Source organism: Bradyrhizobium sp. BR13661 (genome assembly GCF_029892425.1).
In the GTDB taxonomy this organism is placed as follows: domain Bacteria; phylum Pseudomonadota; class Alphaproteobacteria; order Rhizobiales; family Xanthobacteraceae; genus Bradyrhizobium.
In genome coordinates this window covers 242,827-268,994 of sequence record NZ_JARXWB010000002.1, presented here as the reverse complement: position 1 = coordinate 268,994, position 26,168 = coordinate 242,827, and the positions used below count along the sequence as shown (strand labels likewise).

The 26,168-nt window shown below is 65.4% G+C and carries 21 protein-coding genes; 9 read left to right on the top strand and 12 right to left on the bottom strand.

Annotated features, from left to right (window positions below):
• Window positions 1-393: 393 nt before the first annotated feature.
• The 5 genes from M2427_RS04430 (at window position 394) to M2427_RS04410 (ending at window position 4,172) form a co-directional block, all read left to right on the top strand.
• A complete protein-coding gene (locus M2427_RS04430; RefSeq protein ID WP_280704957.1) occupies window positions 394-930 on the top strand; it encodes an invasion associated locus B family protein in 537 nt (178 codons plus the stop codon).
• Window positions 931-1,041: 111 nt separating this feature from the next.
• Window positions 1,042-2,469: a metalloprotease TldD gene (gene tldD, locus M2427_RS04425; RefSeq protein ID WP_280704956.1), complete on the top strand. Its 1,428-nt coding sequence runs from the start codon at window positions 1,042-1,044 to the stop codon at window positions 2,467-2,469.
• On the top strand, window positions 2,466-3,242 hold the full coding sequence (lepB, locus tag M2427_RS04420) for a signal peptidase I (protein WP_280704955.1): 777 nt from the start codon (window positions 2,466-2,468) through the stop codon (window positions 3,240-3,242). Before tldD ends, lepB begins: the two co-directional genes overlap by 4 nt.
• Before the next feature lie 9 nt (window positions 3,243-3,251).
• A complete protein-coding gene (locus M2427_RS04415; RefSeq protein ID WP_280704954.1) occupies window positions 3,252-3,599 on the top strand; it encodes an MmcQ/YjbR family DNA-binding protein in 348 nt (115 codons plus the stop codon).
• Window positions 3,600-3,605: 6 nt separating this feature from the next.
• Window positions 3,606-4,172 carry a nucleotidyltransferase family protein gene (locus tag M2427_RS04410; protein WP_280704952.1) on the top strand — a complete coding sequence of 189 codons (567 nt, stop codon included), beginning with the start codon at window positions 3,606-3,608 and terminating at the stop codon, window positions 4,170-4,172.
• 152 nt (window positions 4,173-4,324) lie between these two features.
• On the opposite strand, the gene M2427_RS04405 is transcribed toward M2427_RS04410, so the two are convergent.
• The 3 genes from M2427_RS04405 to M2427_RS04395 form a co-directional block, all read right to left on the bottom strand.
• A complete protein-coding gene (locus M2427_RS04405) occupies window positions 4,325-4,903 on the bottom strand; it encodes a PAN domain-containing protein (RefSeq protein WP_280704951.1) in 579 nt (192 codons plus the stop codon).
• Between the two features lie 170 nt (window positions 4,904-5,073).
• The gene (locus tag M2427_RS04400) at window positions 5,074-6,444 is read right to left on the bottom strand and encodes a glutamate--cysteine ligase (protein ID WP_280704950.1); all 1,371 of its coding nucleotides are present in this window, start codon (window positions 6,442-6,444) and stop codon (window positions 5,074-5,076) included.
• A 102-nt stretch (window positions 6,445-6,546) separates the two neighbouring features.
• Window positions 6,547-7,044, bottom strand: coding sequence for a MarR family winged helix-turn-helix transcriptional regulator (locus tag M2427_RS04395; RefSeq protein WP_188105718.1), 498 nt, complete (start codon window positions 7,042-7,044; stop codon window positions 6,547-6,549).
• 126 nt (window positions 7,045-7,170) lie between these two features.
• Between M2427_RS04395 and gstA the strand changes: the two genes are divergently transcribed.
• Window positions 7,171-7,785, top strand: a complete 615-nt coding sequence (gene gstA, locus M2427_RS04390) for a glutathione transferase GstA (protein WP_280704949.1) — start codon at window positions 7,171-7,173, stop codon at window positions 7,783-7,785.
• 177 nt (window positions 7,786-7,962) lie between these two features.
• Here the strand turns inward: gstA and M2427_RS04385 are convergent, their stop codons facing one another.
• The 4 genes from M2427_RS04385 to M2427_RS04370 are packed head-to-tail and all read right to left on the bottom strand — an operon-like array spanning window position 7,963 to window position 13,663.
• Entirely contained in the window at window positions 7,963-10,173 is a 2,211-nt protein-coding gene (locus tag M2427_RS04385) for an FAD-dependent oxidoreductase (protein ID WP_280704948.1), read from the bottom strand.
• 20 nt (window positions 10,174-10,193) lie between these two features.
• Window positions 10,194-11,402 carry an acetyl-CoA C-acetyltransferase gene (locus tag M2427_RS04380; RefSeq protein ID WP_280704947.1) on the bottom strand — a complete coding sequence of 403 codons (1,209 nt, stop codon included), beginning with the start codon at window positions 11,400-11,402 and terminating at the stop codon, window positions 10,194-10,196.
• Between the two features lie 48 nt (window positions 11,403-11,450).
• Window positions 11,451-13,241, bottom strand: a complete 1,791-nt coding sequence (locus M2427_RS04375) for an acyl-CoA dehydrogenase C-terminal domain-containing protein (protein ID WP_280704946.1) — start codon at window positions 13,239-13,241, stop codon at window positions 11,451-11,453.
• Window positions 13,242-13,279: 38 nt separating this feature from the next.
• Entirely contained in the window at window positions 13,280-13,663 is a 384-nt protein-coding gene (locus tag M2427_RS04370) for a nuclear transport factor 2 family protein (protein WP_280704945.1), read from the bottom strand.
• A gap of 203 nt (window positions 13,664-13,866) precedes the next feature.
• Between M2427_RS04370 and M2427_RS04365 the strand changes: the two genes are divergently transcribed.
• On the top strand, window positions 13,867-14,457 hold the full coding sequence (locus M2427_RS04365) for a PadR family transcriptional regulator (RefSeq protein WP_280704944.1): 591 nt from the start codon (window positions 13,867-13,869) through the stop codon (window positions 14,455-14,457).
• 15 nt (window positions 14,458-14,472) lie between these two features.
• Here the strand turns inward: M2427_RS04365 and M2427_RS04360 are convergent, their stop codons facing one another.
• A complete protein-coding gene (locus M2427_RS04360; RefSeq protein ID WP_280704943.1) occupies window positions 14,473-15,234 on the bottom strand; it encodes a hypothetical protein in 762 nt (253 codons plus the stop codon).
• Between the two features lie 290 nt (window positions 15,235-15,524).
• On the opposite strand from M2427_RS04360, the gene M2427_RS04355 reads away from it, so the two are divergent.
• Window positions 15,525-19,004 (top strand): hypothetical protein, encoded by a 3,480-nt coding sequence (locus M2427_RS04355; protein WP_280704942.1) that lies wholly within the window; start codon window positions 15,525-15,527, stop codon window positions 19,002-19,004.
• A 175-nt stretch (window positions 19,005-19,179) separates the two neighbouring features.
• Here the strand turns inward: M2427_RS04355 and M2427_RS04350 are convergent, their stop codons facing one another.
• Entirely contained in the window at window positions 19,180-20,088 is a 909-nt protein-coding gene (locus M2427_RS04350) for a DMT family transporter (protein ID WP_280704941.1), read from the bottom strand.
• A 97-nt stretch (window positions 20,089-20,185) separates the two neighbouring features.
• Between M2427_RS04350 and M2427_RS04345 the strand changes: the two genes are divergently transcribed.
• A complete protein-coding gene (locus M2427_RS04345) occupies window positions 20,186-21,049 on the top strand; it encodes a LysR family transcriptional regulator (protein ID WP_280705212.1) in 864 nt (287 codons plus the stop codon).
• Window positions 21,050-21,274: 225 nt separating this feature from the next.
• Here M2427_RS04345 and pdeM read toward each other — a convergent pair whose 3' ends face one another.
• The 3 genes from pdeM to M2427_RS04330 all read right to left on the bottom strand — a co-directional run bounded on the left by pdeM (window position 21,275) and on the right by M2427_RS04330 (window position 26,095).
• Entirely contained in the window at window positions 21,275-21,973 is a 699-nt protein-coding gene (gene pdeM / locus M2427_RS04340; protein WP_280705211.1) for a ligase-associated DNA damage response endonuclease PdeM, read from the bottom strand.
• A gap of 113 nt (window positions 21,974-22,086) precedes the next feature.
• Window positions 22,087-24,654: a ligase-associated DNA damage response DEXH box helicase gene (locus tag M2427_RS04335; protein WP_280704939.1), complete on the bottom strand. Its 2,568-nt coding sequence runs from the start codon at window positions 24,652-24,654 to the stop codon at window positions 22,087-22,089.
• A gap of 211 nt (window positions 24,655-24,865) precedes the next feature.
• Window positions 24,866-26,095 carry an ABC transporter substrate-binding protein gene (locus tag M2427_RS04330; RefSeq protein ID WP_280704938.1) on the bottom strand — a complete coding sequence of 410 codons (1,230 nt, stop codon included), beginning with the start codon at window positions 26,093-26,095 and terminating at the stop codon, window positions 24,866-24,868.
• Window positions 26,096-26,168 lie beyond the last annotated feature (73 nt).

Genomic DNA, 26,168 nt, shown 5'->3' with positions numbered 1-26,168 from the left:
CCCGTCCGACAAACCGCCGCGCAAGAATACCTCTAAGAGGAATTGGGGCCGGATCGCTCAAACGCCGAAATCAAGCCTCTCAAACCATAATTCTTGATCTATCGCAATGCAGTCTTGAAGCCTCTCTGTCAGCGATCACCCGCAAGATATTTCCCAGTAACATCAGACAAAAATACCGCTTCCCGGGATGCCGCGGCTTGACAGCCGGATTGCCCGCTGTAGGCACAGGCGCAGGGCCCCGCAGGAACCTGATTCGTGGTGGCAATGGCGGCCAAGGCGGCGCGGAATTTGCTTGTGAATTGCCTTCAAGACGCCGTCATTCCCGTATCAGTCCACCAGCGCGAGCGACCCAGGCGAGCAGAGGGACCGACCCCGATGGGGCTTTCGAGAAGCATGGCAGAGCCGGTGATTTGGCCGCTTAATCGCCTCAAGGCCCTCATTGGCCTCTTGGGCCTCTTGGCCACCGGCCTTCTCCTTGCATTGCCGGGTATTGCCCATGCGCAGGGCGCGGTGCGCTCCGTCCATGGCGACTGGCAGATCCGCTGTGACACCCCGCCGGGCGCCCAGGCCGAGCAATGCGCCCTGATCCAGAGCGTGGTGGCGGAAGACCGCTCCAATGCCGGCCTCACCGTGATCGTGCTCAAGACCGCCGACCAGAAAAGCCGCCTGATGCGCGTGGTGGCCCCCCTCGGCGTGCTGCTGCCCTCCGGTCTCGGGCTGAAGCTCGACAATCAGGACGTCGGACGCGCCGGCTTCGTCCGCTGCCTGCCCAATGGCTGCGTCGCCGAGGTCGTCATGGACGACAAGCTGCTCGGCCAGCTCCGCAGCGCCAAGACCGCGACCTTCATCATCTTCGAGACGCCGGAGGAAGGCATCGGCTTTCCGCTCAGCCTGAACGGGCTCGGCGAGGGGTATGACAAGCTGCCGTAGGAAGAGGTCCCGCGGCGAACCTATTGTTTCCGTAATGTGAGGCGGCGCGCCCTCGCGGAACCAATCCAAAACCATTATCTTGCCGCACATCCCCCGATAATGGACGGACGCATGACCAATCCTGCCACAACCTCCCTGCTCGACCGTGCCAATCTCGACCGCGACCAGGTTCGCAACGAGGTCGCGCGCGGGCTCTCCGGTGCCGACGACGGCGAATTGTTCCTGGAATACAGCCAGACCGAAGCGCTGATGTTCGACAATGGGCGGCTGAAGCAGGCGACCTACGATACGTCGCAAGGCTTTGGCCTGCGCGCCGTCAAGGACGACGCGGTCGGCTATGCGCATTCCTCCGACGTGTCGCTGCCGGCGCTGATTCGCGCCGCCGATGCGGTCGCGGCCGTCCGCGGCGGTTATTCCGGAAGCTTTGCTGCCCCGCCGCCGCACACCAATGTGCGGCTCTATGGCGATGACAACCCGCTCGATGCCCCGGGCTTCGAGACGAAGGTCAAATTGCTCGCCGAGATCGACGCGTATTTGCGCGACAAGGATCCGCGGGTGCGGCAGGTCAGCGTCAGCCTGGGAGCCACCTGGCAGGTGGTCGAGATCCTGCGCCCCGACGGCGAGAGCTATCGCGACATCCGCCCGCTGGTCCGCGTCAACATCTCGGTCGTCGCAGGGCAAGGCGACCGCCAGGAGAGCGGCAGCAAGGGCTATGGCGGCCGCGCGGGCTATGCCGAGTTCATCGAGAGCAAGAGCTGGCGCGATGCCGCCGACGGCGCGCTGCGCGAGGCCCTGGTCAATCTGGAATCGATTCCCGCCCCCGCCGGCGAGATGGACGTCGTGTTAGGGGCCGGCTGGCCCGGCGTGATGCTGCATGAAGCCGTCGGCCATGGCCTCGAAGGCGATTTCAACCGCAAGAAGACGTCTGCCTTCGCGGGCCTGATGGGCCAGCAGGTCGCCGCCAAGGGCGTTACTGTCGTCGACGACGGCACCATGGCCTCGCGCCGCGGCTCGCTGTCGATCGACGACGAGGGCACGCCGACCAATCGCACCGTGCTGATCGAGGACGGCATCCTGGTCGGCTACATGCAGGACCGCCAGAACGCGCGGCTGATGAACATGAAGCCGACCGGCAACGGCCGCCGACAGGGCTATGCGCATGTGCCGATGCCGCGCATGACCAACACCTACATGCTCGCGGGCGACCGCGACCCGGCCGAGATTCTCGCGTCGGTGAAGAACGGCGTGTTTGCCGCGAATTTCGGCGGCGGACAGGTCGACATCACCTCGGGCAAATACGTGTTCCAGTGCACCGAGGCCTACAAGATCGAGAACGGCAAGTTAGGGGCGCCGCTGAAGGGCGCCATGCTGATCGGCAACGGGCCGACCGACCTGCATCGCATCCGCATGATCGGCAACGATCTCGCGCTCGATACCGGCATCGGCACCTGCGGCAAGAACGGACAGGGCGTGCCGGTTGGCGTCGGCCAGCCGTCGCTGCTGATGGAACGCATTACGGTGGGTGGAACGGGCGCATGAGCGTTGAGAAAGTGACTGTCAGCACCAAGCCGAAGAGCAGCGGCTGGGCCGGACAATTGGTGCAGCTCGCCGGCATCGTCGCCGCCGTCTTCATCGCCAAGGGCGCGCTGGCCGAGCCGTTCTACGTGCCGTCGGGCTCGATGGAGCCGACGCTGCTGATCGGCGACGCGCTGCTCGCCTCGAAATTCCCTTACGGCTACGGCACCTCGTCGCTGCCGATCCAGATCAACCTGCCCGAGACCGGCCGCGTCTTCGCGGAGACGCCGAAGCAGGGCGACGTCGTGGTGTTCCGCTGGCCCGGTGACCGCTCGCAGGCCTGGGTCAAGCGCGTCGTCGGCCTTCCCGGCGACCGCATCCAGATGCGACAGGGTCAGCTCTTCATCAACGATCGTCCCGCCGAATTGAAGCCGGATGGCCTTGGTGCCGCCGAGGATGACAATGGCGGCAGCGAGCCCGCCTACCGCTACGTCGAGACGCTGCCGAACGGCGTCAAGCACCTGATCTTCAAGATGCGCGACAACGGCCCGCTCGACAACACGCAGGAAGTGAAAGTGCCCGCGGGCCATCTCTTCGTGCTCGGCGACAACAGGGACAACTCCGCCGACAGCCGCGTGCCGCTGCGCTCCGGCGGCGTCGGCCTTTTACCGGTCGACAATCTCGTCGGCCGCGCTGACGCCGTGCTCGGCTCCTGGGATCTCGGCATGCGCGGCCAGCCGGTCTGGACCTGGCTCTCCGGTTTCCGCCTCGCGCGGTTCTTCACCGCCGTGCACTGAGCTGGCCTCATGACCTTCGACGACGTCAGAAAATTTGCGCTGACGTGGCCGGAGGTCGAGGACAGCACCTCTTACGGCACGCCGGCGCTAAAGGTGCGCAAAAAGATGCTGGCGCGCCTGAAAGAGGACGGTGACAGCCTGGTGATGCCGGACGTTCCGATCGACGAGCGCGCTATGCTGGTCGAGACCCAGCCGAAGATTTTTTACTTCACCGATCACTACGCCGACTATCCGATCGTGCTGATCCGCCTCTCCAAGGCCAAGCGCGCGATCGTCGAACCGTTCCTGCGGCGGCGCTGGCGCACGCTGGCCTCGAAGGCGGCGCGGGCGCAATATGATGCGCGCGCAAACGCGTGACACGTAATGGATGAAGCCCGCTTCCTCGCGCTGGCGCTGAAGAACCCGGTGAACGTCGCAATCATCGACGAACTCCATCGACTCTCGCTGCCGGATGCGTGGCTGGTCTCGGGATGCCTGGTGCAAACGGTGTGGAATGTGCTCACAGACCGCCCCGTCGACCACGGTATCGCCGATTACGACATCTTCTACTTCGATCCCGATACCTCCTGGGATGCAGAGGATGCGGTGATCCGCACGCTCCAAGCGCGGCTCGATCATCTCGGCGTCAAGATCGAGACCCGCAACCAGGCCCGCGTGCATCTGTGGTACCCGGCCAAGCACGCCCTGCCCTATCCGCCGCTGTCATGCTCGACAGACGGCATCGACCGTTTCCTGACGCAGAATACGCAAGTGGGTGTAAGGCGAGCCGGCGACGGCTATACGGTCTACGCGCCACACGGCTTCGACGACGTCGCGAGCCTGATTGCGCGCCCCAATCCCGGTCCGAATTTTTCCGCAGCGAACTACGCAGTGAAGGCCACCCGATGGAAGGCGCTGTGGCCGGAGCTTACGGTGATTGCGGCGGAGTGAATAAAACTCCTGGTGTCCCGGACAAGACGCGTCGCGAAGCGATGCGGCGCAGAGCCGGGACCCATCGTGCGAAGGATTGCGACACCGCATGGGCCCCGGTTCAGCAGCGCATCACTTCGTGCTGCGCTGCGCCCGGGGCACGAGTGCGAACATTACCGCACTACGCCCGATGTGAACCCGGCCTTCCGCCGCGGCGGCTTGATGTCCTTCTTCAGGAAACAGCGCGCCTCGCGGCCGGTGTAGCCGGGGCGGGCATAGGTGAAGGCGCGGCACTTGTTGTCGGCCGTGCAGGCGGCCTTGCAGGCATCCTCGTTCTCGTCTTCCTTGAGCTCGAAATTGCGCAAATCGCCGCCGGGCCGGTCGATCGAGGTCTCCACGCCCTCGACGCGCGGTTCGATCACGCCGGCGCCGCGCACCCCGGAGATACAGCAATTGGCAGGCTGTCGCGGCGGCACCGTATTCTTGAGCCAACACACCGCCGCGGCGCCGTCGATATCAGGGTAGCTGAAGCTCCAGGCGCGGCATTTGCGATCGCGCTCGCAAAGCAGCGCGCAATCCGCGGGATCACCCGATGTCACCGGCGTGTTGAAATAGTCGCCGCCGGGCCGGTCGAAAGCCGTCTGGGCGCGCGCGGGCACGCTCGCAAACACGAGCGAGAGCAGCGCGGCGCAGGCCACGACGCGAGCCATGACCTTTGCCATGACGGCCCCAGGCAGGCGGCCCTTCCCCATTGGAACAGCTTTCGAGTTATTGACGACGCTCAGGTTTTTTGGCCGGCCATTTGATCGCCGCAAACCTGTACGGGCGATGAACGGCCCATATAATGATCGTCACAGGTCGAGAGCGGTTTCGAGCGAAATGGGCACCGGTTCGCGTGAAGAAAACGCGTCAAGACATGAATCTAGAACGCGTATTCCGCGTAGGCCGGTTCCACCGAGCCCTTCCAGGCGCCGTTGAATTTCTCGAGCATCTCCTCGGCCGGGGTCCGGCCGGAATCGATGATGCGATCGAGCGGCTCCAGATGCCGCGTTTCATCGCGGCCAATCGAGTCGATGCGGCCGCGGCGGCGCAGGCCCGCATGTGCCAGAACGAGGCATTCCTTGGCGATCTCGAACAAATAGCGGTCCTTGATCCGCGCCTTGAAGCCGAAGCGCGGCACGTCGTCGCGCAAGGCCTGGCGCTCCGGCGCGGTCCAGTGCTTCACCAGGTCCCAGGCGGCATCGAGCGACACGTCGTCATAGAGCAGACCGGCCCAGAATGCCGACAGCGCCGGTAGCCGGCCCCACGGGCCGCCGTCGGAGCCGCGCATCTCGAGGTAGCGCTTGAGCCGCACCTCCGGGAAGATCGTCGAAAGATGGTTGGCCCAGTCCGACAACGTCGGACGCTCGCCGGGGAGGTTGTTGTTGCGGCCGTCGAAGAAGGCGCGGAACGAGGAGCCCGACACGTCGATATACTCTTCGCCACGCTTGACGAAATACATGGGCACGTCGAGCGCGTAGTCGACATAGCGCTCGAACCCCATGCCGTCCTCGAACGCCCACGGCATCATGCCTGACCGCGCATTGTCGGTGTCGCGCCAGATTTCGGAGCGGAAGGACAGGAAGCCATTCGGCTTGCCCTCGGTGAACGGCGAGTTGGCGAACAAGGCGGTCGCGACCGGCTGCAGCGCCAGCGAGACGCGCAGCTTCTTGACCATGTCGGCTTCGGAGGAGAAGTCGAGATTGGTCTGCACCGTGCAGGTCCGGTACATCATGTCGAGGCCGTACTGGCCGACCTTCGGCATGTAGTTGGTCATGATCTTGTAGCGGCCCTTCGGCATCACCGGAATATCCGCGCGCGACCAGGACGGCGTCATGCCGAGGCCAAGGAAACCAATGCCGAGCGGAGTCGCGATCTCGCGCACCTGTGCGAGGTGCGCCATCAGCTCGCTCTGGGTCTGGTGCACGTTCTCGACCGGCGCGCCCGATAGCTCGAACTGTCCACCGGGCTCGAGCGAGATCGCACCGCCACCGGTGACGTCGTATAGGCCGATAATATTGCCCTTCTCCATGATCGGCTCCCAGCCGAGCAGGAGCTTCATGCCTTCGAGCAGCGCACCGATGCCGCGCGCACCCTCGTAAGGCACCGGACGGTGGCCTTCGAGCGTGAACGGCGTCTTCTCGTGCTCGGTGCCCATGCGCCACTCGGACGCCGGCTTGCAGCCGGCCTCGAACCACGCGACGAGTTCGTCGCGCGATTGCAGCGGCGTCATATCGATCTGGTCTCGCGCCATATCAAACTCTAATCAAAAGGGCGCTTCGATCGAAGGCGCGCGGGTGACGGGAATGGTCCGCGAGCCCATGGGGTGCACGGACGAGCTGGTGTGCCGCGCGGTTCATCGCGACGGCGAGGTTTCGTTGACGTTGACGACGGGCGGCAGCTTCATCTCACCGCACGAGCATCCCAGCCGATCGAGCAGACCGCTGAGCTTGACGGCATCGGCATCGGACAATTTCGAACCGACATATTTCTCGATCGCGGCCGAGTAGGCGCCCCACATCCGCTTCTGCAACTCGCGGCCGGCCTCCGTGATCTCCACGAACTGGCCGCGCTTGTCGATCTTGCATTCGCGCCGGCAGGCGAGGCCCTCGTCAACCAGGCGATCAATCAATCGCGAGGTGGAATATTGCGGGATCAGCATCTGCCGCTCGAGTTCCACCGGCCGTAATTCTCCGCTCGGCGCGCGCGACAATTCGAGCAGCGCGTCGTACCATGCCAGCGGCGGGAACCCCGCCTTCTTGAGGTCCTGCTCGACGCAGTCGAGCACGCGGCTCTGCACCCGCATCAGGCGGATCCAGGCACTGGTGGCCTCGGTCGATGGTTTGCGCTTCATGGTCCCGCTCAAGCTTGTCGTCCGCTTCTTACCCCACTCGATGCACCTGCATCAATCTTGACTATTGCATGCAGGCGCATGTAGGCGTTCTTTCGCCGCTACCAAGCCTTAAGAGGAGGAAATTCCATGAAACTGTATTACTCGCCCGGCGCCTGCTCGCTGTCCCCCCATATCGCGCTCCTGGAGGCCGACCTGCCCTATGAGCTGGTCAAGGTCGATATCCGGGCCAAGAAGCTCGAAAACGGTGAAGACTATCTGAAGGTCAATCCGAAGGGTCAGGTCCCCGCGCTGGGCCTCGACAGCGGCGAAATCCTGACCGAAGGCCCGGTCATTGTCCAGATGATCGCCGACAAGGCCCCTGCCAAGGCGCTGGCGCCCGCGCGCGACAGCAACGAGCGCTACAAGCTGCTCGAATGGCTGAACTTCCTCACCTCCGAGGTCCACAAGAGCTTTGGCCCGCTGTTCGCCCCGGCCCTGAACGACGACGCCAAGGCGTTCTTCAAGGACCGCATCATGGGCAAGCTCAAGCACATCGACAGCCAGCTCGCCGGCAAGGACTACCTGATGGGCAAGCAGTTCTCGGTCGCCGACGGCTACCTCTTCACCATGCTGACCTGGGCCGACCGGATGAAATTCGACCTCTCCGCGATGCCGAACCTCTCCGCCTACAAGGCCCGTGTCGCAGCTCGGCCGAAGGTGCAGGAAGCGCTGACGAAGGAAGGACTGGCGCAGGCAAAGTAAGCCCGCACAGGATGCGAACACGCGAAAGGCCGGATCGACGATCCGGCCTTCTTTCGGTTTGCTGCGATCTTGTTGCACACCTTGCAACAACCAATCTTCGTCAAATCACTCCCTGCGGTTATGGATCCCGGATCGGCGCGCGCTTTGGGCGCGCTTGTCCGGGATGACAGCAGAGAGTTACGCCGCCGCCTTCTTCGGCGCGAAGCGGCCGTAGAAGGTTTCGCCCTTCGCCGCCATCTCCTCCAGCAGCTTCGGCGGCGTGAAGCGGGAGCCATACTTGGCCTCCAGCTTGTGGCAGAGCTCGACGAACTTCTTAGGTCCCATGAAGTCGATGTAGGACAGCGTGCCGCCGGTGAACGGCGCGAAGCCGAAACCGAGGATCGAGCCGACATCCGCTTCGCGCGGATCGGTGATGACGTGATCCTCGACCGTGCGCGCGGCTTCCACCGCCTGCACCACCAGGAAGCGCTGCTTCAATTCCTCGACGTCGAGCGTGTCAGGATCGAGCTGCTTCGGCTGCAGGGCCGAGAGGCCCGGCCACAGGCTCTTCTGGCCCTTGCCTTCGGGATAGTCGTAGAAGCCCTTCTTGTTCTTGCGGCCGAGACGGCCCTGCTTCTCGACCATCTCGACCATCAGCTTCTTTTGATCGGGGTTGATGGCGTTCGGGCCGAGATCGGCTTCGGTCGCCTTCATGATCTTGAGGCCGAGGTCGAGCGCGACCTCGTCCGAGAGCGACAGCGGACCGACCGGCATGCCGGCCATCTTGGCGCAGTTCTCGATCATCGCCGGAGGCACGCCTTCCAGGAACATCTCGTTGCCCTCGGCGACATAGCGGCCGACGCAGCGGTTGGCGAAGAAGCCTCTGGAGTCGTTGACGACGATCGGCGTCTTGCCGATCTGCCGGACGTAGTCCAGCGCGGTCGCGAGCGCGAGGTCGCCGGTGTTCTTGCCCTTGATGATCTCGACCAGCATCATCTTCTCGACCGGCGAGAAGAAGTGGATGCCGACGAACTTGCCCTGGTCCTTGAAGCTCTCGGCCAGCGAGGTGATCGGCAGCGTCGAGGTGTTCGAGGCGAAGACCACCTCGGGCTTGAGATATTCCTGCGCCTTGGCAAAGGTGTCGGCCTTGACCTTGCGGTCCTCGAACACCGCCTCAATGACGAGGTCGACGTCCTTCAGCGCAGCATAGTCCGCGGTCGGCGTGATGCGCGCGAGCAGCTTCTCGGCATCATCAGGCTTGGCGCGGCCCTTCTTGATCTGGTCCTCGATCACCTTCTGCGCGTGGGCCTTGCCCTTGTCGGCGCTCTCCTGGTCGCGATCGATCAGGACGACGTCGAGGCCGGCGCGGGCCGAGACGTAACCGACGCTCGCACCCATGAAGCCGGCGCCGATCACGGCGATCTTCTTCACCTTGGTTGCGGGCACATCCTTCGGACGGCGCGCGCCCTTGTTGAGCTCCTGCATCGACAGGAACAGGCTGCGGATCATCGCGGCCGCTTCCTTCGAGCGCAGCACCGAGGTGAAGTAGCGCGACTCGACGCGGAGCGCCGCATCGATCGGCAGCTGCAGGCCCTCATAGACGCAGCTCATGATCGCACGCGCGGCCGGATAATTGTCGTAGGTCTCGCGGCGATAGATCGCGTTGCCGGCCGGGAACATCATCATGCCGGCCTTGGAGAACACCGGACCGCCCGGGAGCTTGAAGCCCTTCTCGTCCCAGGGCGCGACGGCCTTGCCGCCACCCTTGATCCAGTCCTTTGCGGCCTTGATCAGATCCGCGGCCGGAACGATGGCGTGGATCAAATTCAGCGCCTTCGCCTTCTCGATCGTAACAGGATCGCCCTTCAGCAGAATCGTCATCGCATCCTGCGGCGGCACCAGGCGCGGCACGCGCTGCGTGCCACCGGCGCCGGGGAACAGGCCGACCTTGACCTCGGGCAGGCCGAGGCGGGTCTTGGGATTCTCGGCGGCCACGCGATAGTGGCAGCACAACGTGATCTCGAAACCGCCGCCGAGCGCGAGGCCGTTGATCGCGGCCGCCCAGGGCTTGCCTGATGTTTCGATCGAGCGCAGCACCTGCGAGAAGCGGCGGCTCTGGTCGAACAGCATCTGGTTCGCCGCGGTCTCGCCCTGCTCCTTGAGGATCTTGGCGTAGGCCTGGTTCATGCCCTCGAGCATGGACAGGTCGGCGCCGGCGCAGAACGCTTCCTTGGCGGAGGTGATGACGACGCCCTTCACCGCAGCATCCGCGGTCGTCTCCTTGACGATCGCGTCGAGCTCGCTGGTCGAGGTCTCGTCGAGCACGTTCATCGAACGGCCCGGGATATCCCAGGTGACGAGCGCGATGACGTCGGTGTCGGTCTCAACCTTGAAGTTCTTGTAAGCCATGTTGGTTGCTCCCCTAACCCTTACACGCGCTCGATGATGGTCGCGGTGCCCATGCCGCCGCCGATGCACAGCGTGACCAGGGCGGTGGACTTGTTGGTGCGCTCGAGCTCGTCGAGCACGGTGCCGAGGATCATCGCACCGGTGGCGCCGAGCGGATGGCCGAGCGCGATCGCGCCGCCATTGACGTTGATCTTGGCGTTGTCGATGTCGAAGGCCTGGATGTAGCGCAGCACGACCGAGGCGAAGGCCTCGTTGAGCTCGAACAGGTCAATATCAGACTTCTGCATGCCGGAGCGCGCGAACAGCTTTTCGGTGACGTCGACCGGACCGGTCAGCATCATCGCCGGCTCGGAGCCGATATTCGCGAACGCGCGGATCTTTGCGCGCGGCTTCAGGCCGTACTTGCCGCCCGCCTCCTTGCTGCCGAGCAGAACGGCGCCGGCGCCGTCAACAATGCCCGACGAGTTGCCGGCATGGTGCACGTAGTTCACGCGCTCGACTTCGGGGTGCGACTGCACGGCGACACCGTCGAAGCCGCCCATCTGCGCCATCATCGTGAACGACGGCTGCAGCTGCGCCAGCGACTGCATCGTCGTCGAGGGACGCATATGCTCGTCCTTGGCGAGGATGGTGAGACCGTTGATGTCCTTCACCGGCACCACCGACTTGCTGAAGCGGCCCTCGTCCCAGGCCTTCGCCGCGCGCTGCTGGCTCTGCACGGCGTAGGCGTCGACGTCGTCGCGTGAGAAACCGTATTTGGTGGCGATCAGATCGGCCGAGACGCCCTGCGGCATGAAGTAGGCGGGCACCGCCATCGACGGGTCCATCGGCCAGGCGCCGCCGGAGGCGCCGATGCCGACGCGGCTCATCGATTCGGCACCGCCGCCGATCACGAGGTCATGCTGGCCGCTCATCACCTGCGCGGCCGCGAAGTTCACGGCATCGAGGCCGGAAGCGCAGAAGCGGCTGATCTGCACGCCGGGCACGGCGTCGCCGAGACCGGCCTTGAGCGCGGCAAAGCGCGCGATGTCGCTACCGGCTTCGCCGACGGGATCGACCACGCCGAGGATGACGTCGTCGACGGAATCTTCGGGGAGGTTGTTGCGGTCCTTCAGCGCCTTCAGCGGCACGGTGGCGAGCGCCAGCGCAGTGACTTCGTGCAGCGCGCCGTCCGCCTTGCCGCGGCCGCGGGGGGTGCGAACGTGATCGTAGATGAATGCCTCAGGCATGACGCCCTCCTGATCTGTTGTTCGATTTTCGATGTCGCGGAAGCAGGCTCAGAACGCTTCCGCCGGCAGTTCCATGATGGTGGCGCAGCCGGACTGGATGCGCGCGAGATTGGCCGCGGTCTCCGGCAACATCCGCTCCATGAAGAAGCGGCCGGTGACGAGCTTGGTCGAGAGATAGGGCGTCGCGCCGCTGGCGGCAATCTTGGCCTGGGTGACCTTGGCCATCTTCGCCCACATGTAGCCGAGCGCAACGAAGCCGAAGAGATGCAGATAGTCGGTCGCGGCTGCTCCCGCATTGTCGGGCTTCGCCATCGCGTTCTGCATCAGCCAGGTCGTCGCCTGCTGGAGATGACCGAGCGAGGTCGAGAGCGGGGTGATGAACGGCTTGAGCGCCTCGTCGCCGCCATTCTCCTTGGCAAAGGCCATGACCTCGCCGAAGAAGGCGAAGATGGCGCGGCCGCCGTCGCGCGGCAGCTTGCGGCCGACGAGGTCGAGCGCCTGGATACCGTTGGCGCCTTCGTAGATCATGGCGATGCGGGCATCGCGCACGAACTGCTCCATGCCCTGCTCGGCGATATAGCCGTGGCCGCCATACATCTGCTGCGCCTGCACCGCGTTGGCAAAACCGTAGTCGGTAAGGAAGCCCTTCAGCACCGGCGTCATCAGGCCCATGTGGTCGTCAGCGGCCTGGCGGTCCTTCGGGTCCTCGGAGCGGTGGGCGACGTCGCTCTTCAGCGCGGTCCACATCACGAAGGCGCGCGCGGCCTCGTTGAAGGCGCGGATCGAGAGCAGCGTGCGGCGCACATCGGGATGCACGATGATCGGGTCGGCCGGCTTGTCCGGCGCCTTGACGCCGGTGAGCGCGCGGCCCTGGATGCGCTCGCGGGCATAAGCCACCGCGTTCTGATAGGCCACTTCCGACTGTGCGAGCCCCTGCACGGCAACGCCGAGGCGGGCCTCGTTCATCATCACGAACATGCCCTGCATGCCCTTGTTCTCTTCGCCGATCAGCCAGCCGGTGGCGTTGTCGTAGTTCATGACGCAGGTCGAATTGCCGTGGATGCCCATCTTGTGCTCGATCGAGCCGCACACCACGCCATTGCGGGCGCCTACCGAACCGTCGGCATTGACCAGGAATTTCGGCACGACGAACAGCGACACGCCCTTGATGCCGGCCGGTGCGCCCTCGATGCGGGCGAGCACGAGGTGGATGATGTTCGGAGCAAGATCATGCTCACCGGCCGAGATGAAGATCTTGGTGCCCGTGATCTTGAAGGAACCATCGGCCTGGCGCACCGCCTTGGTGCGGAGCATGCCGAGATCCGTGCCGCATTGCGGCTCGGTCAGGTTCATGGTGCCGGTCCACTCGCCGGCGACCATCTTCGACACGTAGGTCTTCTTCTGCTCGGGCGAGCCGTGGACGATCAGCGCCGCAGTCGCACCCATGGTCAGGCCGCCATACATCGAGAACGCCATGTTGGCCGAGCACTGGAATTCGTTGACCGCCTGCGACAGCGTCACCGGCAGGCCCTGGCCGCCGAACTCGGTCGGTGCGGAGAGACCAAGCCAGCCGCCCTCGGCGACCTGCTTGAAGGCCTCTTTGAATCCCTTCGGCGTGGTGACGCTGCCGTCGTCTGCACGCTTGCAGCCTTCGAGATCGCCGACACGATTGAGCGGCTGCAGCACCTCTTCGGCGAGCTTGGCGGCTTCGCCCAAAATCGCCTCGCGCACGTCGCTCGACGCATCGGAGAAGCCGGCGAGGTTGTCGTAGCGGTCGATCTGGAAGACGTCGTTGAGCAGGAAGTTCACGTCTTCGACGGGGGCTTTGTAGATCGGCATGGTGGTCTCCCGGCAAGCCTTGAAGTGATGATGCTGAATTAGGATTGGGCGGCGAGCTGCTCCGCCATCAGGCGGTGCAGCATGTTGATGGCCTTGAGCGGACGTACCATCACCTTGAAATTTGTGATGCGGCCCTCGGCATCGAAGGTGATGATGTCGACGCCGTTGATCTCGATGCCGTCGATCATGGTCTTGAATTCGAGCACGGCGCCGTTGGCGCTTGTCCATTCGCCGACATAAATGAAGCCCGGACCGCCGAGCACCTTCTCGGCGCTGGCGAGATATTTGAAGGTGATGTCGCGGCCGCGCTGCGGCGAGTGCACGACCGGGCTTTCGAACACGGCGTCCGGATGAAGCAGCTCCCACAGCGCCTTGCTGTCATGGGACTTCATGAAGCTGTACCAGGAATCGAGACCGGTCATGGTCAGGGTGCCTCCCTTGAATCGAACGCCTTGGCAAACAGGCGAAAACAACCCCATGCACAGTAGCGAGAAGGTTGATTCCGCTCAGTTATTGCGTCGGTCCGTGGACTCGGCCCTGACGCACCGCATATGCACATTGACGCATATGCGTCGATACGCATAAAGTCAAGCTGGTTGGTCAAGGTCACGGGGAGGCAGGTCACATGGCACTGGGCGACGCAATCCTCGCATGCCTCACGGAACGTCCGATGACGGGCTACGAACTCGCCAAGACGTTCGACTCCTCGGTCGGCTTCTTCTGGAAGGCCGACCACCAGCAAATCTACCGCGAGCTCTCCAAGCTGCGCGACCGCGGCTACATCCAGGGCCGCGAGGTCGTGCAATCAGGCAAGCCCAACAAGCTCATCTATACGCTGACTCCGGAGGGCCGAACAGCGCTGCGGCACTGGGCCGCGCGGCCGAGCACCCCGCCCTCGATCAAGGACGATTTGCTGGTGCGGCTGCACGCCCTCGACAGCATCGACATCGAGCCTGTACGCACCGACCTGATGGACCGCCTGGAGCATCACCGCGACCGGCACGAGAACTATGAGCGAATCCTGAAAAAGCGCTTCCCGGAAGGGACTGCTTCTGGCGTGCTCGACCTCGGCAATCTCCTGCTGCTGCGCCTCGGCGCGCGGCACGAGCAGATGGTGGCCGATTTCTGCGAGGAGGCGCTCGATGCGCTGTCGGCGATGTCAGGCAAGGCCACCGTGGTGCCGCTGGACGACGGCAAGCGGGAGGGCAAGGGTTAGGCGCCGGCGCGGCGCCTAGAACTTCGTGACGACGGGTTTGTTGTCCCAGTTGAAGCGGACGTTGATACCGGCGCGGACGATGTCGTCGGTCAGCCTGACATCGCGGGTAGCAACGGTCGACGTGCCGATCCGGACGGGGGGATCAATGTAACGCTTGCTGCCGAAATCGACATGAACATATTCGAGCTTGAAGCTTACCGCGCCCCAGCTATCGGTCCACGCTGCCCATTCACCGCCAAGGCCGGCCGCGAGACCGGTACGGGTCTTGGATTCAGTAATCTGTGCTGCTGGGAATGAAACGGTGACGCCGGTCCCGGCGAAGGCGACGCCGGCGGTGCCGTAGATCAAAAACTGATCGAGCGCGTAGCCGACGCGGCCGCGGAACATGTCGATCCACTTCTCACGGGTGCTGCTCAGGGCAGCACCATCGAACGGCGGCCGGTCCTGCGCGGAGCCGTGCTTGTTGGTCCAGGACGCGTCGTTCTCGAAGCCGAGCACCGTCTTCTCGACCTGGAAATCGCAGCCGAAAGCTCCTCCCGCGACACCCCCGGTGAGATTGAACGTACCTGTGATCGTAGAACCCGCGGCAGCGCTGGAACGCGCGACATGCTCGCTCTTGCCCCAGGAGCCGCCGCCCTGGACGCCGACATAGCAGCTCGTCCAGTTGAAGCCAGCGGGCGCCGGCGCCTTCTCCACGGGCTTTGCCGCCGGGGCATCGGCGGCAAAGGCGGGCGATACCAAGCCGGCCGCCAGCGCGGCCACGAGCAACCATTTCATATCAGCAACAATCTCAGGCTGAGCGCCGGTCGCGGCACTCACTTACCCCTGAGACGATCCGATCAGGCCCGTGGCGAAATTTTTGTCGGCGTGTCGACGCAGGCAGAAGGTTCCAGCCGCCCAACTTTAAGACACCGGCGACGGCTTCCTTAACCCGTTATTTACCGTAACGGACAAAAGTCTGATTTCGAGGCAGACGACCCGCGCCGAATTCGATTGTCTTGCAGACGGAACGCGTGGGGAGACTGGAGGCGCCGGGTGGGGCGCCGGAGTCGGAACCGGACAGAGTCATGAATTCGCGCGTATCGTGGAGTGTTGACGGCATCGATCCATCCGTCAGGGAGCGGGCCGAAGCTGCTGCGCGCCGTGCCGGCATGTCACTCAACGATTGGCTGAACTCCACGCTCGGCGAGACTGCCCCGCCGAACTTTCGCTCTCCTTACGAGCAGCCGCGTCAGGATCAACGTCCTGATCCGCGCGCTCAGCAGATGCCTAGCCAGGAAAGCCGCGAAGTCGCCGACATCCATCAGCGGCTCGACGCGATCACCCAGCAGATCGAACGGATTTCAAAGCCGGCCGCACCGCGCCAGGACGCCTCACGACAGGACGTGTCGCGCGAGCAGGGTGTCGCCCGCCAGCTCAACGATGCGATCTCGCGGCTCGATGCCCGGCTGTCGCAGATTTCACGGCCCCAGCAGCCTCAAGCGCAGCAATTTCAGGCGCCGCGTCCGGCCCCTGCCCCCTCACCCGTTGAATCGCGCCAGCGCCAGGCCGATGCGGTCGAGCGCGCGGCAGCCCAGGTCTATCGCAACTCGCCTCCCTTGAGCCCCGCCTCGTTCGACGTCGCGGTTGCCGAGATCACCGCGCGGCAGAGCGAGCTCGACGGATTTGCGCCGCGGCAGATGCCGCCGCGCGCGGCGCCGTCGATCGCGCCTTCCGCCGCTCCCTATGCTCCGCCGATGGCGCCGGCCTACGCGCCGCCGCCTCCGCAAGCAGGGCCGGACTTCTCGTCGCTCGAGCGCCATCTGCTCAAGATCACGAGCCAGATCGAGTCGCTGCAGCGTCCCGACAACACCGCGCAGGCCATCAACGCCTTCCGGTCCGAGCTCGCCGAGATCCGCCAGGCCATCACCGAGGCGATGCCGCGCCGCGCGATCGAATCGATCGAGAACGAGATCCGCTCGCTGCACCGGCGCATCGACGAGACCCGCTCCAACGGCACCGACGGCCAGGTTCTGTCCGGCATCGAACGCGCGCTGTCCGACATCAAGCAGGTGCTGCGCACGCTGACCCCGGCCGAGCAGCTCACCGGCTATGACGAGGCGATCCGCAATCTCGGCGGCAAGCTCGACATGATCCTGCGCGCCAATGACGATCCCTCGACGGTGCGCCAGCTCGAAGGCGCGATCGCGGCGCTGCGCGGCATCGTCTCGAACGTCGCTTCCAACGAAGCGCTGGCACGCCTCTCCGAGGACGTGCAGCTGCTGGCGTCCAAGGTCGACCAGGTCAACCGCGCCTCCGACCGCGGCGACAGCTTTGCCGTGCTGGAGCAGCGTATCGCCGCGCTCACCGCGGCGCTGGAAACGCGCGAGCGGCCTCAGCCTGCCGAGAGCACCGAACATCTGGAAGCCGCGATCCGCGCGCTGTCGGATCGTTTCGACCGCATGCAGGTCGGCAACGATTCGGCGTCGACCTTCACGCATCTGGAGCAGCGGGTCTCCTACCTGCTGGAGCGGATCGAGGCCGCCTCGGATCAGCGCGGCGGAAACTTCAGCCGTGTCGAGGACGGGCTGCACGACATCCTGCGGCACCTGGAGCGGCAGCAGGCCACCTATTCCGCGCTCGCCGAGAGCCGCAATTCGGCACCGCCGCCGGATTCCGGCATGGTCGACCTCGTCAAGCGCGAGCTGTCCGACATCCGCTACAGCCAGGCCGAGACCAACCGCAGCACCCAGGATTCGCTGGAGGCCGTGCACAACACGCTCGGCCATGTCGTCGATCGTCTCGCCATGATCGAGGGCGATTTGCGCGCCGTGCGCACCGCGCCGCCCGCGCCTGCTCCTGTTCCTGCCCCTGCACCACAGCCGGTGGCTGCGCCCATGGCGATGGCAGCTGCGGTCGAGTCGGCGGCGATGGCGCACGAGCAATGGCAGCCACAGCCGCCGCAGCCGAAATACGATCCGAAGCCCGAGCTGCCGAATCCCGCCGCTCAGCAGCCGGCGCAGTCCGCCTTCGTGGCCGCGCCGCGCGAATTCCACGCCGCCGCCCCCGCAGCGCCGCCGCCGGTGCCGATGGCACAGCCGGTTCCGCCGCGCGCGATCAGCGAGATCCTCGAGCCACATACGGCGCCGGCGCGCGCTGCCATCGCACCCGAACTGCCGCCGGATCATCCGCTCGAGCCCGGGACGCGTCCGAGCGGTCGCCCCGCCACGCCGTCAGAGCGCATCGCCGCGTCCGAAAGCGCGATCAGCGACATTCCCGCAGCTCCGAAGGAGCCGGTGTCGTCGTCGAGCTTCATCGCGGCCGCGCGCCGCGCCGCTCAAGCGGCCGCCGCGCAGCCGCCCGAGAAGCCCGCCCGTGGCGCCAAGGCTGCCATCGCGGCCCGCGTCAAGGACAAGAGCCAGGGAAAAGGACAGGCCGCAGGCTCGGAAGGCGGATCGACCATCACGTCGAAGATCCGCTCGCTGCTGGTTGGCGCGAGCGTGGTCGTGATCGTGCTCGGCACTTTCAAGATGGCGATGAACCTGCTCGAAGGCGGCAGCACGCAGCCGGCGCCGCAGGCGATGGAAAATACATCAGGCCAGCCCGCGCCACAGGCGCCGGTCGAGATCAAGCCCGCCGCGCCCGAGCAGGTGACGCCGTCGATGACGTCGCCGACGCCGATCGGGAAGCAGTCGCTGAACAATGCCGCGCCGGCGCCGGCCGGCAGCACGGCTTCGGTCGAAATTCCGCCCGCCCCTGCTGCTGCGGCCCCGACCGCGGCGAATAGCGACATCACCGGTGCGCTGTCGGGCACGAGCCGCGCACGACTGAGCGTCGTTCAGGTCCCGCCGAGCGAGAAGCTGCCTGACGGCATCGCCGGTCCCGCCCTTCGCGCCGCTGCGATGAAGGGCGATGCGACCGCGGCCTACGAGATCGGCGTGCGCTTTGCCGAAGGCAAGGGCGTGGCTGCGAATTACGACGAAGCCGCCAAATGGTACGACCGAGCGTCGCAGGCCGGCGTGGTGCCCGCGACCTTCCGCCTCGGCACGCTCTACGAAAAGGGCCTGGGTGTGAAGAAAGACGCCGACATCGCCCGCCGCTACTACACGCAGGCCGCCGAGCGCGGCAACGCCAAGGCGATGCACAATCTCGCGGTGCTCGATGCCGATGGCGGCGGACGCGGCGCCAACTACAAGAGCGCGGCGCAGTGGTTCCGGAAAGCCGCCGATCGCGGCGTCGCCGACAGCCAGTTCAACCTCGGCATCCTCTACGCCCGCGGCATCGGCGTCGAACAGAACCTCGCCGAATCCTATAAGTGGTTCAGCCTTGCTGCCGCCCAGGGCGACGGCGACGCGTCCGGCAAGCGCGACGACGTCGCAAAACGCCTCGACCCGCAATCGCTCGCCGCCGCCAAGCTCGCGATCCAGACTTTCAGCGCCGAGCCGCAGCCCGACGACGCCGTCAATGTGGCGACGCCCGCCGGCGGCTGGGACAGCGCGCCGCAGGCGGCCACCAAGCCCACGCCGAAGCCGGTCGCGACGAAGAAGTCGGCGTCAGCCGCGCATTGATTCAATGATGTCATTCCGGGGCGCGCGCAGCGCGAACCCGGAATCCATCCGTCCGCAGAGTTGATGGCGCGATGGATTCCGGGCTCGACGCTTCGCGCCGCCCCGGAATGACGGTTGAAGCAGCGATGGCCTCCACAGTCGTCGGCACGCCGGGCTCCAGGAGCCGCAGGTGTTTTTAAGAAGCCGCCTTCGCAGGGCGCGTCACCAGGTAAATGCCGAGCGCCACTGGAATGATCCCCAGCAAGTCGCGCGCCTCGACATGCTCGCCGAGCACGATGAAGGCGAACAGCATGCCGAGCGGCGGCATCAAGAAGTGATAGGCACTGGCCGCGGTCGCGCCACACACCTTCAGGAGATGAAACCAGAGCCAGGAGGCGAGGATCGAGCCGCCGAGCACGAGAAAGGCGAAGGCACCGATCAGGCCCGGCGTAAAGTCGATCGCGTGGACATCGGCGAAGGTGAACGCGACTGGCGCGAGCACGATGCCCGCAGCGATGTTCTGCACACCATTGCCGATCCACAACGAGCCCTTCGGCGCGAGCAGCTTGAACAGGATGGTGCCTGATACGATCGAGGCGAGCGAAGCCAGCGTGAAGACGATGCCGTGCGGTGAGTCGGTGCCGACCGAGAGGCGATGCCAGACGATAGCCGTGACGCCGATAATGCCGAGCAGGAGGCCGCTCGCCTTGCGCCATGTCATACCCTCACCGAGCAGCGTTGCGGCGAGCGCGGCCGTGAACACCGGATTGGTCGAAACGATCAGGCCGCCGAGACCGGCGGAGACCGATTGCAGGCCGGTATAGCCGAGCCCGAGATAGAGCGCGTTGTTGGCGATGCCGATCACGCTGAAGACCAGGACGTCGCGCCACGACAACGACCAGTCGCCGCGGATCAGCGTGGCACCGAGGATCAAGATGCCGGCGAGCGAGAAACGGGCGGCGAGCAGGATCAACGGCGGGCAATGGGTGACGCCGATCTTGCCGGCGACGAAGGCATAGCTCCAGAGCAGGCAAAACAGGCCGATGGCGAGCGGCAGCGTGTTGAAGCGGGTGCGGGGAACCGAAATCGAAGGCGCAAGGGACATGAGGCATTCTCCTGAGCCCTCGATCTAAGGACGCCGCTTGCCATTTGGAAATTAAATGATTAACTCTAGGTCAGTGGATTTTCGAATGGAGGCTGATGTGCTCGATCTCGAGCTTCTGCGCAGCTTCGTCTCGGTGGTCGAGGCCGGCGGCTTCACCCGCGCCGGCGAGCGCGTCCACCGCACGCAATCGACCGTGAGCCAGCAGATCAAGCGGCTGGAGGAGGATGTCGGCCAGGTACTGCTGCACCGCGACGGCAAGGACGTGCGCCCGACCGAGGCCGGCGAGCGGCTGCTGTCCTATGCGCGGCGGCTGCTCGCGCTCGCGGAAGAAGCGCGCGACGTGCTGCGGCAGCCGGGCGGCGAAGGCGCGATCCGGCTCGGCATCCCCGAGGATTTCGCGGCCTACCGGCTGACGAAGCTGCTGGGCGCGTTCTCGCGCTCGCATCCGCGGCTACGCCTCGACGTGCGCGCCGACCAGAGCAAGCACCTCGCCCGCGATCTCGAACGCGGCGAGCTCGACCTTGCGCTCTACAAGCGCGAGGCTGGCGCGAAGGGCGCGATCGCGGTGTGGCCGGAGCGAGTGCACTGGGTCACCAGCAAGAGCCATCCGGTCGACGTCGACGTGCCATCAGTGCCGCTGATCGGCTTTCCGCTCGGCTGCGTCTATCGCGCCGGCGCCATCCACGCGCTGGAAAGCACGGGCCGCGCCTGGCACACCGCCTACACCTCATCGAGTCTCTCCGCCATCCAGGCCGCGGTCGCTGCCGGCATGGGGCTGAGCATCCTGTCGGAGATGTCAATCCAATCGGATCACCGCGTGCTGACGGCCAAGGAGGGCTTTGCGCCGATCAACAAGACGGAGGTGGCGCTGATGGCCGCGCCGGATGCGAGCCCGGCAACGCTGCGGCTCGCGGACCGGCTGGCGGAGTTCTGCGACAACGTGCAGGCGAAGGCGGCGTGAGCCGTTTCGGTTGTCGCAATCTGCGGCCGCGATGTCGGTGCGTTCCCTCCCCCCTTGCGGGGGAGGGTTAGGGAGAGGGGTCCACACGGGGATTCTCTCCATTCGGGCGAACGCAGACAGATAAACCTTTTGCTGGGCTACCCCTCTCCCCCGCCCTCCCCCGCAAGGGGGGAGGGAGCGCAGTTGTGCGCATGGAGAGAGTGTTCAATCGAGGCGGAACCCGCTTCAATAACAGCGCGACGCGGCGATCGCGTGGACGCGGCGGTCGCCGAGCAGATGTGCGACAAAACCATTGCTCGGAAAGATCTTCGCGAACGCCGCATCGCGGATGCTGAGGCCGCCGGCATAGGCGCCGAAGGCGGGCATCACGGCGCGTAGGCCGTCGCTGGCGAAACAACGCCGCTCCATCGAACGGCCGCGCGCGGAGACACGGGCCTTGGGATGCAGATGGCCCGCAATCTCGCCATGCGCGCCTGATGGCTCGTGGCGGAAGGTGATCGGGCCGATTGAGACCTCGTCGGCGACGGTGCCGCCGAGATCGCGCGGCAGCATCGGATCGTGATTGCCTGAGATCCAGATCCAGTCGCGGCCGGCCTGGAGTGCTGCGACGGCGTCGCGGTCGTCCGCCGACAGGCGCTCATGCGCGGAACGATCGTGAAAGCTGTCGCCGAGCGCGATGACGGTTTTGGGATCATGGCGGGAGATGACAGCAGCGAGGCGGCTGAGCGTTGCCAGCGTGTCGTAAGGCGGCAGCAGCACGCCGCGCGTGGCGAAGCTGGACCCCTTTTCCAGATGCAGATCGGAGACGACGAGCAGGCGCTGCTCTTCCCAATAGAGGGCGCCGGAGAGATCGGCGTGGAATGAAACACCGGCAACGTCCATTGCCAGCGTTGAAGTAATGGAGAGTGCCCCTTGCGCCGTCATGGCCGGGCTTGTCCCGGCCATCCACGCTCTTGCTGAAGCAAAGACGTGGATGCCCGGGTCAAGCCCGGGCATGACGATATGGATAGGGTTGCGCGCCTCACTGGCAAAATTCTCTACGACATCGCTTCCTTGACCAGCTCGTCGGCGGCTTCGGCCAACAGCTCGTCTGCAGCTTCGCCATAAACTGACTCGCGGCCGATTTCCAGCATCACGGGGACGGCGAGCGGGGAGACGCGGTCGAGTTCCCGGTGGGTGATGTGGCCCTGGATGCGGGCGAGCATGCCGCCGAGACGGCGCAGATCGAGCAGGCCGGTGGCGGCATCGGCACGCGCGGCGCGCAGAAGGACGTGGTCGGCCTGGTGTTTTCGCAAGACATCGTAGACGAGATCGGTCGAGAACAGCACCTGACGGCGGCTCTTGTCTTCGTCGGTGAAGCGGCGCGCGATCAGGCCTGAGATCAGCGCGCAATTACGAAACGTGCGCTTCATCAGCGCGGACTCAGCGAGCCAGGCTTCGAGATCGTCGCCCAGCATATCCGGGTTGAACAGCGCATCGAGATCAAGCTGGCCGTGGCGGATCATGAAGGAGGCATCGCCGAGCCCCCAGATCGCCACTGCATATTCATTGGCGACGAAACCGAGCGGCCGCGCGCGGGCGCGCTCGAGACGACGCGTCAACAGCATGCCGAGCGTCTGATGCGCGAGCCGGCCCTCGAAGGGATAGCAGATGAGGTAGTGCTTGTTGCCGCGGGGAAAGGTCTCGACCAGCAACTCGCGGACGCCGGGCACTCTGCTGACGTCCTTTTGCAGCGACAGCCAGTCGCGCACCTGCTCGGGCAGGCCATTCCAGGCGCTGGCATCATCGAGGATGCGGCGGACGCGCTCGGCGAGATAGGTGGAGAGCGGAAACTTGCCGCCCATGTAGGACGGCACTTTCGGGTCCTTGTCGCTGGCGCGGGAGACGTAGACCTGGTCCTCGGCCAGCGCCTCGTAGCGCACGACTTCGCCGCCGAACACGAAGGTGTCGCCGGCCGTGAGGCCTTCGATGAAATATTCCTCGATCTCCCCCAGCACGCGGCCGCCGCGCGCGATGGCGCCGGTCGAACCGCTGCCGGTGGAACGTCCCCGCACCAGCCGCACCTTCAGCATCGGCTCCTCGACGATGGTGCCGACATTGAGCCGATAGCTCTGCCGCACTTTTGGATTGGCGACGCGCCAGCGGCCCTGCTTGTCCTGCTTGATGCGGGCGAAGCGCTCATAGGTTTTCAGCGCGTAGCCGCCGGTGGCGACGAAATCGACGACGTCGTCGAAATCGTCGCGCGCGAGACCGGCATAGGGCGCGGCCGTACGGACCTCTTCGAAGAGATCATCGCTCAGGAACGGTTCGCCGCAGGCGCAGCCGAGCACGTGCTGGGCCAGCACATCGAGCCCGCCCGTGCGCAAGGGCGGCGTGTCCTGCGCATTCTCGGCGATGGCATCGATCGCGGCGCGGCACTCCAGCACCTCGAAACGGTTCGCCGGCACCAGCACCGCGCGCGATGCTTCATCGAGGCGGTGATTGGCGCGGCCGATGCGCTGCATCAGGCGCGAGGAGCCCTTGGGCGCGCCGATATTGACGACGAGATCGACATCGCCCCAGTCGATGCCGAGATCGAGCGACGAGGTGCAGACAACGCCGCGCAAACGACCCGCCGACATGGCTTCCTCGACCTTGCGGCGCTGGGCGACATCGAGCGAGCCGTGATGCAGCGCGATGGCAAGGCCGTCATCGTTCATGCGCCAGAGATCCTGGAACAGCATCTCGGCCTGGCTGCGGGTGTTGACGAAGACCAGCGTCGTCTTGTTCTGCTTGATCAGCTCGTAGACTTCGGCGAGCGCGTGACGCGCGCCATGGCCGGCCCAGGGCAGCCGCTCGCGCGTATCCAGCATCTCCACCTGCGGCGGCGCGGCGCCGCCGGCGACGACGATGTCGGCCGCAGCTTCGTTGCCGCCGGGTTGCGGCACCAGGAAGCGCGCGAGCTGGTCCGGCTCGGCGACGGTTGCCGATAGGCCGATGGCACGTATCTGCGGCGTCAGCCGCCAGAGTCGCGCAAGGCCCAGCGAGAGCAGATCGCCGCGCTTCGACGTGACGAGCGCGTGCAACTCGTCGAGCACGATGCGCTTGAGCGAGGAGAACAGGAATGGCGCGTCGTCGGAGGAGAGCAGCAGCGCGAGCTGTTCGGGTGTCGTCAGCAGAATATCAGGCGGATAGCGTCGCTGCCGCTGGCGCCGCGACACCGGCGTGTCGCCGGTGCGGGTCTCGACCTTGATCGGCAAGTTCATCTCGGCGATCGGGCGCTCGAGGTTGCGCGCGATGTCGACGGCGAGCGCTTTCAGCGGCGAGATGTAGAGCGTGTGCAGACCGGCGCTGCGCTGAACGGAGCGGCCCGTGGAGACCACGGATTTCGCAGAACCAACGCTCGCAGAGCTCAGCTCGACCAGCGTCGGCAAAAATCCCGCCAGCGTCTTGCCGGCACCGGTCGGCGCGATCAGCAGCGCCGATCGGTCCTCACGCGCCTTCTCCAGAAGCGCCAGCTGATGCTCGCGCGGCGACCAGCCGCGCCCCGCGAACCATTGCTGGAAGCGGTCGGGCAACAGCAGCGCGGCCGGATCAGCCGGGATTTTGAGGATGCGGGGCGGCACGGCATCACAGGTAAGCCGTGGGGGCGGGTTCGTCGAGGGGTGGGTTCTCACCTCGCCCCGCGTGCGGGGAGAGGTCGGAATTTGCGCGCAAGCGCGAATTCCGGGTGAGGGGGGAGTCTCCGCGAGTCCATCTGCTTCCGTCCCCGCGGAGGCTCCCCCTCACCCTACCCTCTCCCCGCAGGCGGGGAGAGGGGAAGAGGCAGCGGAGACTCTACTCCACCACGGGCCCGTCCGAGACGTCCCAGTCCTTGCCGTTGAAGATTTGGGTGAACAGCGTCTTCATCGGTGTGTAGTCGTCGGGGGTGTAGCTGTAAGTGACGCCGTCGAGGAAGAACGGGGAGTGGAAGCCGTTGAGGTTGGAGGCCTGCTTCAGCACATTGGCCCGGGTCAGCTCATCGCCACAGCGGCGCAGGATTTCGCCCATGGTGACGGCCTGGCCGTAGCCGGCATAAGCGATGGTGTTGTCGGGCGCGATGTTCGGCAGATATTTCTTGCGCAGCTCCTCGAACGCCATCGGGCCCGGATCCTTTTCCCAACGGCCAGGCCCGGCATCCTTCGCATAGCTGATCGAGACGATGTCCTTGGCATTTTCGAAGCCGGCGGCGCTGAGAATGGATTTGCCGGTCGAGCCGGCCGAGAGCAGCTGCAGCGGCTTCCAGCCGAGCTCGGCGACCTTGCGGATCGACTGCGACGACGCCTTGCCGGTGGAGATGTTGTAGAAAACGTCCGCGCCCGACTTGGAGAGATTGATCAGCTGGGAATCGACCGTCGGATCGGTGAGGTCGTAGGTCTGCTCCATGATCACCTGCGCGGCGCCGCCGGCATCCGCGAGCACCTTCTTGAAGGGCCCAAGGAAGTCGCGGCCGAAATCGTCGTTCTGATAGAGGATGCCGATCCTGGCGTTCGGCTTCACGGCGAGGACATGCTTGGCGAGGATGCGCGCTTCGGTCGGATACAGCGGCAAGCCCGCCATCGTCCATTTGAACTCCTTCGGGTTGTTCCACTTCGAGGCACCGGTGTTGAGCAGCAGCTGCGGCACGCCCTTGGAATTCAGATATTTGTGCACGGCCGTTTGCGGCGCGGTGCCGAGCGAGCCGTAGAGCGCCAGCACCTCCTCCTGCTCGACCAGGCGCCGCGTCGCCTCGACACATTTCGGCGCGCTGTAGGCATCGTCGAGGGTGAGGAAGTTGACCTTGCGTCCGTTGATGCCGCCGCCTTCATTGAGCATCTGGAAATAGGCCTCGCCGACGCGACCGAGCACGCCATAGAGCGAGCCGGGACCGGAATGCGGCACGGTCTGCCCGATCTTGATCTCGGTGTCGCTGGCGCCGGCATCGTATTTTTTCTCCGCGGCCCAGACGTAAGGCGCGGGCAGGACGGATGCAGCGATGGTGGCGAGCGCGGCGGCGCCGACATCGCGCCGCGATGGATTCTTCGTCATTGTTGTTTCTCTCCCTAATGCGCGCATTGTGCTGGCATCCGCACGGCTCGCAAGTAGGAAGTTCGTCGCCTGA